This window comes from Dellaglioa sp. CoH-56-MRSF-10 (genome assembly GCF_056782175.1).
The window spans coordinates 351,716-362,829 of the sequence record NZ_JBXAYF010000002.1 but is presented as its reverse complement, the minus strand read 5'-3'; the positions used below and the strand labels follow the sequence as shown (position 1 = coordinate 362,829).

The 11,114-nt window shown below is 35.5% G+C and carries 6 protein-coding genes, 12 tRNA genes, 1 rRNA gene and 1 other annotated feature; all 19 genes read left to right on the top strand.

The window, feature by feature from the left end:
• Positions 1-76 (top strand): 5S ribosomal RNA (gene rrf, locus AC1RP4_RS03685); the annotation flags it as partial.
• A gap of 17 nt (positions 77-93) precedes the next feature.
• Positions 94-166 (top strand) — tRNA-Asn (locus tag AC1RP4_RS03680).
• A 17-nt stretch (positions 167-183) separates the two neighbouring features.
• Positions 184-272: transfer RNA gene (locus tag AC1RP4_RS03675), tRNA-Ser, on the top strand.
• A 9-nt stretch (positions 273-281) separates the two neighbouring features.
• Positions 282-353, top strand: a tRNA-Glu gene (locus AC1RP4_RS03670).
• Between the two features lie 22 nt (positions 354-375).
• Positions 376-448: transfer RNA gene (locus AC1RP4_RS03665), tRNA-Val, on the top strand.
• A 5-nt stretch (positions 449-453) separates the two neighbouring features.
• Positions 454-526 (top strand) — tRNA-Asp (locus AC1RP4_RS03660).
• A gap of 6 nt (positions 527-532) precedes the next feature.
• Positions 533-605, top strand: a tRNA-Phe gene (locus AC1RP4_RS03655).
• A gap of 17 nt (positions 606-622) precedes the next feature.
• A tRNA-Gly gene (locus AC1RP4_RS03650) sits at positions 623-693 on the top strand.
• An 11-nt stretch (positions 694-704) separates the two neighbouring features.
• Positions 705-779, top strand: a tRNA-Ile gene (locus tag AC1RP4_RS03645).
• Positions 780-791: 12 nt separating this feature from the next.
• Positions 792-879 (top strand) — tRNA-Ser (locus AC1RP4_RS03640).
• Positions 880-892: 13 nt separating this feature from the next.
• Positions 893-964: transfer RNA gene (locus AC1RP4_RS03635), tRNA-Glu, on the top strand.
• 12 nt (positions 965-976) lie between these two features.
• Positions 977-1,050 (top strand) — tRNA-Met (locus tag AC1RP4_RS03630).
• 2 nt (positions 1,051-1,052) lie between these two features.
• A tRNA-Asp gene (locus tag AC1RP4_RS03625) sits at positions 1,053-1,125 on the top strand.
• Between the two features lie 76 nt (positions 1,126-1,201).
• Positions 1,202-2,389: a methionine adenosyltransferase gene (gene metK / locus AC1RP4_RS03620; protein ID WP_481761151.1), complete on the top strand. Its 1,188-nt coding sequence runs from the start codon at positions 1,202-1,204 to the stop codon at positions 2,387-2,389.
• Positions 2,390-2,452: 63 nt separating this feature from the next.
• Positions 2,453-3,916 (top strand): MDR family MFS transporter, encoded by a 1,464-nt coding sequence (locus AC1RP4_RS03615; RefSeq protein ID WP_481761152.1) that lies wholly within the window; start codon positions 2,453-2,455, stop codon positions 3,914-3,916.
• A 28-nt stretch (positions 3,917-3,944) separates the two neighbouring features.
• Positions 3,945-4,150, top strand: a binding site (T-box leader).
• A 56-nt stretch (positions 4,151-4,206) separates the two neighbouring features.
• A complete protein-coding gene (gene leuS, locus AC1RP4_RS03610; RefSeq protein WP_481761153.1) occupies positions 4,207-6,621 on the top strand; it encodes a leucine--tRNA ligase in 2,415 nt (804 codons plus the stop codon).
• A 154-nt stretch (positions 6,622-6,775) separates the two neighbouring features.
• Entirely contained in the window at positions 6,776-8,425 is a 1,650-nt protein-coding gene (locus AC1RP4_RS03605) for a putative polysaccharide biosynthesis protein (RefSeq protein ID WP_481761154.1), read from the top strand.
• Between the two features lie 13 nt (positions 8,426-8,438).
• The gene (locus AC1RP4_RS03600; RefSeq protein WP_481761155.1) at positions 8,439-9,152 is read left to right on the top strand and encodes a pseudouridine synthase; all 714 of its coding nucleotides are present in this window, start codon (positions 8,439-8,441) and stop codon (positions 9,150-9,152) included.
• A 169-nt stretch (positions 9,153-9,321) separates the two neighbouring features.
• On the top strand, positions 9,322-10,719 hold the full coding sequence (gene pepV / locus AC1RP4_RS03595) for a dipeptidase PepV (RefSeq protein WP_481761156.1): 1,398 nt from the start codon (positions 9,322-9,324) through the stop codon (positions 10,717-10,719).
• Positions 10,720-11,114 lie beyond the last annotated feature (395 nt).

Here is an 11,114-nt window from a genome sequence, read left to right as displayed (position 1 = left end):
CGAACACAGAAGTTAAGCTTCTTAGCGCCAAGAGTAGTTGGGGGTCGCCCCCTGCGAGGGTAGGACGTTGCCATGCTTTTTTTATTATTTTATTCCGGCATAGCTCAGTTGGTAGAGCGCTTGACTGTTAATCAAGATGTCGCAGGTTCGAGTCCTACTGCCGGAGTTTTTATTTTGTAATGTGGAGAATTGTCTGAGTTGGTCTAAGGAGCATGATTGGAAATCATGTAAACGGGTTTCCTGTTTCAAGGGTTCGAATCCCTTATTCTCCGTTGCAAATTGACCCGTTGGTCAAGTGGTTAAGACACCGCCCTTTCACGGCGGTAACATGGGTTCAAATCCCGTACGGGTCATATAAAGTAAATAGTGTATGTTGGAGGTTTAGCTCAGTTGGGAGAGCGTCTGCCTTACAAGCAGAGGGTCACAGGTTCAAGCCCTGTAACCTCCATCGAAGGTCCTATGGTATAGGGGTTATTACGTCCGCCTGTCACGCGGAAGATCACCGGTTCAAATCCGGTTAGGACCGTTTAATGGCTCAGTAGCTCAGTTGGTAGAGCAATGGATTGAAGCTCCATGTGTCGGCAGTTCGATTCTGTCCTGCGCCATTTATTTATAATATTTTGCGGGTGTAGTTTAGTGGTAAAACCACAGCCTTCCAAGCTGTTGTCGCGAGTTCGATTCTCGTCACCCGCTTTTATGATTTTGGGCCTATAGCTCAGCTGGTTTAGAGCGCACGCCTGATAAGCGTGAGGTCGATGGTTCGAGTCCATTTAGGCCCATCAATAATTTATGGAGAAGTACTCAAGTGGCTGAAGAGGCGCCCCTGCTAAGGGTGTAGGTCGTGAAAATGGCGCGAGGGTTCGAATCCCTCCTTCTCCGTTTTTCGTGTTATGACCCGTTGGTCAAGTGGTTAAGACACCGCCCTTTCACGGCGGTAACATGGGTTCAAATCCCGTACGGGTCAGTTTAATATTATCGCGGGATGGAGCAGTCTGGTAGCTCGTCGGGCTCATAACCCGAAGGTCGTAGGTTCAAATCCTGCTCCCGCAATTGGTCCTATGGTATAGGGGTTATTACGTCCGCCTGTCACGCGGAAGATCACCGGTTCAAATCCGGTTAGGACCGTCACAGGTATTATTGGAACCTAAACTTTTATAGTTGAGGTTCTTTTTTTAATTTTATTTACTTTAAGGAGATAAAAATGACTGAAAAACATCTATTCACGTCAGAATCGGTATCAGAGGGTCATCCGGATAAGGTTGCAGATCAAATAAGTGATGCAATATTAGATGCACTTTTAGAAAAGGATCCTAATGCTAGGGTTGCTTGCGAAACAACTGTAACAACTGGTTTAGTTCTTGTAGTTGGTGAAATATCAACAAATGCCTACGTTGATATTCAGCAGGTAGTAAGACGAACTATTAAGGAAATTGGATATATTAATTCACAAGTTGGTTTTGATGGTGATAATTGTGCTGTTATGGTTGCTATAGATGAACAATCTCCTGATATTGCATTAGGTGTTGATACATCTTTAGAAACTAAAAACGGTGATTTAGATCCTTTAGATCAGATTGGTGCAGGTGATCAAGGATTAATGTTCGGATATGCGGTAGACGAAACACCGGAACTCATGCCATTACCGATTTCAATTAGTCACAAATTAATGCAACGTGTTGCAAGTTTACGAAAAAATAAGGAATTAGAATACTTAAGACCTGATGCTAAGGCACAGGTAACTGTTGAATATAATGATAAAGGTCAACCATTTAGAATTGACACTGTTGTTATTTCTACACAACATGATGAAAAAACGGAATTGAAACAAATTCAAGATGATATGATTGAAAAAGTAATTAAAGTTATTATTGACCCTGATTTGTTGGATTCAGATACAAAGTATTATATTAATCCAACCGGACGATTTGTTATCGGTGGTCCAAAGGGTGATGCTGGACTTACTGGAAGAAAAATAATTGTTGATACATATGGTGGATATGCACATCATGGTGGAGGTGCTTTCTCCGGTAAAGATGCAACAAAAGTTGATCGTTCAGCTAGTTATGCTGCTCGCTATATTGCAAAAAATATAGTTGCAGCTAAAATTGCATCACAGGTTGAGGTTCAACTTGCGTATGCAATTGGGGTTGCTCAACCTGTATCAATTAATATTAATACATTTGGTACATCTAAATATGACGAATTGGATTTAGTTCAAGCTGTTCGTAAAATTTTTGATTTACGGCCTGCAGGAATTATTGAAATGTTAGACTTACGTCGCCCAATATATAAACAGACAGCAGCATATGGTCATTTTGGTCGTACAGATATTGACTTACCTTGGGAAAAAACAGATAAGATTAAAAGTTTACTTAACGAATTAAATTAAAATAAAAAATGACTTTATTAAATATCATTTTAATAGAGTCATTTTTTATTTAGGAGGTACTTTATGAATTCAAAAACAAATGTAAAATTAGTTACAATTGCTATATTTGTAGCAACATTTTTAACAGCCGTTGAAGGAACAATTGTTTCAACAGCTATGCCAACTATTGTTGGTGAACTTCATGGTGTTTCATTAATGAATTGGGTTTTTTCAATATATTTATTAACTAATGCCATGATGACACCAATATACGGTAAGCTCGCAGATGTTTTAGGACGTAAACCAGTATTTATTTTTGGTCTTGTCATATTTTTGGTTGGTTCAACTCTCTGTGGATTTTCTAATAGTATGGCCACATTAATTATTTCGCGGGCTATTCAAGGTATCGGGGCGGGTGCTATAATGCCAGTGTCATTTACTATAATTGCTGATATTTATTCTGTGGACAAACGTGCTAAAATAATGGGATTAAACGGATCTGCTTGGGGTATAGCGTCAATAGTTGCACCATTGTTAGGTGGTTTCATTGTTGATCATCTTAATTGGCACTGGGTATTTTTCATTAATTTACCTATTGGGTTAGTGACGATAGCAATGATACAAATTTTTTTCAAAGAAAAGCGAAGAATTATGAGTTCAAAAATAGATTTTTTAGGCAGTATATTATTAATGCTTAGTATTTTATCTATTTTATATAGTTTTCAACGTTGGGGCGATGATGGTATAGACCTGATTGTTTTAATTTCTTTCTTTATATTTATTATGTCGCTTTTATTATTTATTCAATGGGAAAAAAGAGTTGAAGATCCAATTATTTCATTGAAACTTTTTAATAATAGAACATTTGTGATTCAAAATGTAGTAGCAGCATTAATATCTGGATTTTTAATTGGATTTGAAGTTTATATACCAACATGGACTCAAGGAATATTAGGATTAAAAGCATCAATGGCAGGATTTGCAGTAACACCCAGTTCCATCTTATGGATAGCTGGTTCCTTTTTTGCTGGAAGTATGATGGCAGCTTGGACACCAAAAAAAGTTTTATCGATTAGTCTATTTTTTATTTTAGTGGGTGCCATTGCACTAGGTACTTTGCCTATAAATACACCTTTTTATCTTTTCTTTATCATTTCGGCTGTACTAGGGATTGGATTTGGGATTACCATTACAACTACGACAGTTACTGCACAGAGTTTAGTACCACAGGCTGACGTAGGTGTGGCTACATCATTTAATACTTTAAGTCGTACATTAGGACAAACATTAATGATTTCAGTCTTTGGGATCATATTTAATACACAAATGCATAAGGAAATAGTAAAAACACCTGGAACAAAGGACAGCATGATGGATATTTTAATTAATCCGCAAACGGCTAACCAACTACCGCAACATTTAATACCAAAATTACGTGAAGTTTTGTATCAAGGTCTTCATGGGATATATATAGCAGGTATTTTTATTGTAATTCTTGCAATTATTATTAATTTATTCGATAAAAAGACTAAAGATTATTTGCAATAACAGGGTTCGTTTGCTACACTAAAAATAATATAAAACGATTAAGAGGAACTAGTAAAGTAACTAACTATTTCAGCGAGTATATGGGAGTGGAAATATACATAGTTGGTTATTTGAACTCATCCTTGAGTTTTCTCACTGAACGGTAGTAGGTGCGAACGTTATTTCACGTTATGAAAAAGAGTCAGTATTTTATACTGGAATAATAGGTGGTACCGCGGAAAATTCGTCCTATAGAAGTTTATCTTCTATAGGACTTTTTTGTATATATAATCAGAAAGGAAGTAATACACATGGCATATAACCATAAAGAAATCGAACAAAAATGGCAAGCATTTTGGGATGCAAATCAGACATTTAAAACGACTGAAGATCCTGAAAAGAAAAATTATTATGCATTAGATATGTTTCCGTATCCATCCGGGCAAGGACTTCATGTTGGACATCCAGAAGGTTTCACGGCTACAGATATTTTGGCTCGAATGAAGAGAATGCAAGGATTTAATGTCTTACATCCAATGGGATGGGATGCCTTTGGTCTTCCAGCTGAACAGTATGCACTTGATACTGGACATAGCCCTAAAGCATTTACTAAAACGAATACTGATAATTTTAGGCGTCAAATTAAATCCTTGGGACTTTCATATGATTGGAGTCGTGAGTTAAATACGACTGATCCTGATTATTATAAATGGACACAATGGATTTTTGAAAAATTATATGAAAAAGGTTTAGCGTATGAAGATGAAGTTGCCGTTAACTGGAGTCCTGATTTAGGAACTGTTGTTGCTAATGAAGAAGTTATTGATGGTAAAACAGAACGTGGCGGGTACCCAATTGTCAGAAAACCAATGCGCCAATGGGTCTTAAAAATTACTGCTTATGCTGATCGCTTACTTTCAGATTTAGACGATTTAGATTGGCCAGATAGCATCAAAGAGCAACAAAGAAATTGGATTGGAAAATCAACTGGTGCTAGCGTTAACTTTAAAGTCGATCAACATGATGATATAAAAATTGATGTCTTTACGACACGTCCTGAAACTATTTATGGTGTTTCTTATATTATTGTCGCACCAGAATTAGATATAATTGATAAAATTACTATTGATTCTCAAAAGGATGCTGTTAAGGCTTATCAAAAAGAAATAGAAGTTAAGTCAGATTTAGAGAGAACTGATTTAGCTAAAGATAAAACTGGGGTATTTACTGGTTCTTACGCAATAAATCCTGTAAATGGTAAAAAATTACCAATTTGGATTGCTGATTATGTTCTAGCATCGTATGGAACTGGTGCTGTTATGGCAGTACCTGCACATGATGAAAGAGATTTCGAATTTGCAACTAAATATGGATTGGATATTTTACCCGTTATAGAAGGACCTGAAATAACTGATGAAGCAAATACTGAACCTGGTAAATATATTAATTCTGGTTTTTTAAATGGCTTAGTGAAAGCTGATGCTATCGAAAAAGCTATTGCTTGGATGGAAGATAATAACATTGGTGAAAAGAAAACAAATTATAAATTACGTGATTGGTTATTTTCAAGACAACGATATTGGGGTGAACCAATTCCTATTATTCACTGGGAAGATGGCGAAACAACAACAGTCCCTGTAGATCAGTTACCACTTGAATTACCTGAAGCAACGGATATTAAACCCTCTGGAACAGGTGAGAGTCCATTAGCCAACTTAACTGACTGGATTAATGTTGTCGACGAAAATGGGCGTAAAGGTAAACGTGAAACGAATACGATGCCACAATGGGCTGGTAGTTCATGGTACTTTGTTCGTTTTATTGATCCACATAACCCTAATGAAATTGCTGACCATAAAAAGTTAGAAGAATGGTTACCTGTTGACGTTTATGTTGGGGGTGCAGAACATGCTGTGTTACATTTGCTATACGCAAGGTTCTGGCATAAATTCTTGTACGATATTGGCGTTGTACCTACTAAAGAGCCGTTCCAAAAGTTAGTTAATCAAGGGATGATTTTGGGCGATAATCATGAAAAAATGTCTAAGTCTAAAGGTAACGTGGTTAATCCAGATGATATCGTTGAACGTTTTGGTGCGGATACTTTGCGCCTTTATGAAATGTTTATGGGTCCATTAGATGCCTCAATTGCTTGGAGCGAAGATGGGTTAAATGGTTCGCATAAATTTATTGAACGTATTTGGCGTTTAATTATGGATGAAGATAATCAAATTAGCGCAGCTATTGTTGATAAAAATGATGGTGAACTTGATAAGATTTATAATCAAACAGTAAAAAAAGTAACTGAAGATTACGAAGCACTTCATTTTAATACAGCTATTTCACAATTGATGATTTTTGTTAATGAAGCTTTTAAAGTTAAATCGTTAGCTAAAGAACAAGTTGAAGGATTTATTCAATTGATTGCACCAATAGCGCCACACATGGCTGAAGAAGTTTGGTCGTTGTTAGGAAATAAGGAATCAATTAGTTATGCTGCATGGCCAATATTTGATGAAAGTAAACTTGTTGAAAATACAGTTGAAATTGTCTTACAAGTAAATGGTAAAGTGCGTCAACATAGCGTGGTTTCAAAAGATGCAACTAAAGATGAATTAGAAAAAATGGCTTTAAATGATGACAAAATTAAAGAAGAACTTGAAGGTAAAACAATTCGAAAAGTAATTGCTGTCCCTGGTAAGTTAGTTAATATTGTCGCAAATTAAAGCTTTAATTTAAGTAAACGGGGACTACAAAATTATCGATATTTTGTGGTTCCTATTTATTTTTGGTTAAAATTCAAAAAATAAATTGCAACTGAATTTTAAAAGCTATAAAATGGTAAGATTAAGTATGATCAGAAAGTAGGGTACAAAAGTAATGGATGAAGATATCGAAGTAGAGGGCCAAGCAGCTTCTGAACAAAATGACGCTAAACAAAAGATGTTGCAAGGATCAGCTTGGATGACTGCTGGTAGTATTTTTTCAAGAGTTTTAGGGGCAATTTATATTATTCCATGGAATATGTGGTTGGGACCAGATAGATTACAAGCTAATGCACTTTATAGTATGGGTTATAACGTTTACAGTTTCTTCTTAATGATTGCTGTTGCTGGTGTTCCTTCAGCCGTAGCTAAGCAGGTTGCGCATTACAATGCACAAAATGAATATGGTATTGGAAGACGCCTATTTAAATATGGGATGGCTTTAATGGCGATTATGGGTGTAGTCTGTGCAGTAATATTATGGATTATCGCACCATACATTACAAGTGGTGATAAGAATGTGATTCCAGTCTTTAGATCCTTATCTTGGGCATTATTGATTATTCCTATGATGAGTTTAATACGAGGCTTTTTTCAAGGCTATCAGGAAATGGCTCCGTCAGCAATTTCACAGTTCTTTGAACAAATTGCTCGAGTTATTTATATGCTTGCCGCAACTTTTATCATCATGAAAATTAGTCATGGTAGTTATATTACAGGTGTAACGCAGTCAACTTTTGCGGCTTTTATTGGGGCCTTAGGCGGAATGCTAGTTTTAGTATGGTATTTTTATCGTCGAAAACCAGAATTGGATCGATTAGTTGCCAATAGTGATAATAAGTTAACAATTTCTACCAAACAAATTATTAAAGAAGTTATCAGGGAATCTATTCCTTTTATTATTATTGGCGCTGCCATTACGATTTTTGGATTGATTGATCAGTATACCTTCTTTGGTATTATGAGCCATGTTACAAACTACTCACGAACGATTCAAAATGAACTGTGGGCATTATTTAGTTTTAATGCTAATAAATTAGTTATGATTATTATTTCTATTGCGTCTGCCATGTCTATTACAGCTATTCCGTTATTATCTGAGGCATATACAAGAAATGATAAAAAGGCTTTGAGTGAACAAACTTCTGACACCTTACAATTGTTCTTTTTCGTAATGTTACCTTGTGCCTTAGGGATGGCAGCTGTTGCTCACCCACTATATGTTGTTTTCTATGGGTATGATCCAGTTGGAATCTATGTTTTACAATTTTCAGCGTATGAATCAATCTTCTTAGGATTATTCACAGTTGTTTCTGCTATTTTACAAGGTGTTTATCAAAATAAAAAAGCAATTATATATTTTGTCGTTGGAGTGGTAGTTAAATTAATTGTTCAATATCCATTAGTAGCTTGGTTAGGTGCCTTTGGGCCATTAGCAGCTACAGGGATCGGGATGGGCGTAAGTTCATGGCTAATGATTCGCTCATTACACAAAATGTTCCATTTAAATGTAAAATTAATACAAACAAGATTAAATAAAATGATGCTTTATGCACTAATAACATTTTTTACCGCATTTATAGTAGTAAAAATTGCTTATCTATTTTTACCAATAGACAGCCGAATTAGTGCAATTATCACAATTATTGCTGCCGCTGGATTAGGTGGCTACATATATATTTACTTCAGTTTAAAAACAAGATTAGCCGACAAAATATTGGGCGAACGGGTTGCTGGATTACGCCGTAGATTGAGAATTAAGTGAGGTTTAATTTAAAATGAGAATTGATAAATTTTTGACGGAAACGCAATTTGGTACAAGAAGTGATGTTCGAAAAATTATTAAACAGAAGAAAGTGATTGTTGATGGCGAGTTAATCACTAGCATTAAACTTCAGGTTAGTCCATCAAAATCGGTTATTCAGGTAGATGGTGATGTAATTCACTATCAAAAATATTATTATTATCTTTTAAATAAACCAGCAGGTGTGTTAACGGCAACTAAAGATAGGAAACAAAAGACAGTGATGGATTTGTTCAATAGCGTCGATTATCGGGATGATTTATTTCCAGTTGGACGGTTGGATAAGGATACAACTGGACTATTGCTTATTACAAATGATGGACAATTAGGTCATCAGATGTTGTCACCAAAACATCATATCGATAAAGTGTACTTTGCTAAAGTTGATGGGCAAGTGACTACTGACGATGTGATTAAATTTGAAACCGGATTGCTATTAAAAGATGGGATGCAAACTAAACCTGCAAAATTAATTGTTGAATCTTATAATAGTGATTCAAATATCTCAGAAGTTTTAATTACGATTACTGAAGGTAAGTATCATCAAATCAAACGAATGTTTGGAGCTATCGGTATGAAAGTTATCAGACTTGAACGTAAAAAAATGGCTACTTTAGAGTTAGAACCAACGCTATCGTTAGGCCGCTATCGTGCTTTAACAGATGAAGAAATTGAATCAATCAAATAGAAAATTGTTGGCGTAACTAGCCAGCAATTTTTTATTATTTTATTTGTTTTTGATGTTCCTTTATTGAGTAGTAAGGTCTATCAATATATCTAACTGAATACGCTTTTAAATACCGATTATTAAAATTTTGTGATAAAATGGGCTTACTAATATTTTAGGAGGAATTCAAATGAGTATAGATTGGAAAGCAGAAGTTGAAAAGCGTCAAGACGCCTTATTAGAAGATTTATTTGCAATGTTAAAAATTGAAAGTGTTCGTGATGAATCAATTGCAACAACTGAAGCACCTTTAGGTCCAGGACCTAAAGCTGGGTTAGATAAATTCTTAGAAATTGGAACGCGTGATGGTTTTGAAACATTAAACCTTGATGGTTTAGCCGGACATATCGAATTTGGTGAGGGGGATGAAACGTTAGGTATTTTAGCTCACGTTGACGTTATGCCTGCTGGTAACGGTTGGGATACTGATCCATTCACACCAGTCGTGAAAGATGGTCGAATTTATGCTCGCGGTGCCTCAGATGATAAAGGACCAGGAATGGCTGCATATTATGGTTTAAAAATCATTCAAGAATTAGGATTACCAGTTTCTAAAAAAGTTCGATTTATTATTGGAACGGATGAAGAAAGTGGTTGGAGAGGAATGACTCATTACCTTGAAAATATGCCTGAACCTGATTTTGGATTTTCACCAGATGCATTTTTCCCAATCATTAATGGTGAAAAGGGAAATATTACTTACTTCTTAAACTTTAAAGGATCAAATGGAGATAAGGATCAATTGCTTGAATTTGATGCTGGCCTCCGTGAAAATATGGTTCCTCGCGATGCTAAAGCTGTTATTAAAACAGAAGACGGCGCTGAGATGGAAGAAGTATTTAACGATTTTATTGCTGCTAATATTGTTACAGGTAAAATGGAACGCAATAATGATATTGTGACTATCTCGATGGTAGGAAAAGCAGCCCATGCACAAGAACCTAAAAATGGAGAAAATGCCGGAACTTTCTTGGCATTATTCTTGAACCAATTTAATTTTGGTGGGGATGCTGCTAACTATCTTCGTTTGGCTGCTGATTACTTACACAGAGATTCACGTATGAACAACTTTAGTATTGCCTTCACTGATGATATCATGGGCGATTTAACGATGAATTCTGGAATTTTCACATTTAAAGCTGATAAAGGTGGACAAATTGCCTTGAATTTCCGCTTCCCTAAAGGTATGACGGAAGTAGATATTAAACGTGGTCTTGAAAATGTAACAAATGAAATGAATGTTGTAATTGAAGCAGGTAGGTTACAAGGACCTCATTACGTTTCACCAGAAGATCCTTTGGTTAAAACATTATTAGGTGTTTATACGAAACAAACTGGCGAAAAAGCTGAAGGTTTAGTCGTTGGTGGTGGGACGTATGGTCGTCTCCTAAAACGTGGTGTTGCTTTTGGTGCAATGTTCCCAGGTGTACCTGATACAATGCATCAGGCCAATGAATTTATTCCTTTAGATGACGTGCTGAAAGCTGCTGCCATATATGCTGAAGGAATATACGAATTGATCAAGTAAATAATTAATTTTATATACTTGTATGATACTAATATACATTTAGGATGGCTTTTTTTAAAAGATTTATCATCTTTAAAGTATCGTTAATATGTAATCATTTGTAAAAAATAATGTAACCTATACCCCTAATGTTGAAAAACGTTAGGGGTATTTTTATGATTAAATTTCCACTTTAATACAAAATTTAAACCGTTTAAACATAGTTAATGGGAACTAAATTGAAGACGTAAGTTAGTAAACAGTATGGTATCAGTAGAAGCGTATTTTCAGTCTTCGTCACAATATTTGAATTAAAACTTCAAAATATTATGTAAGCGATTAACATGGTGTTATAATAATTCTGGTTCAAAGTTTGTTTTTAGTTTACTATGTATCAGATTATATTCAATTTGTTC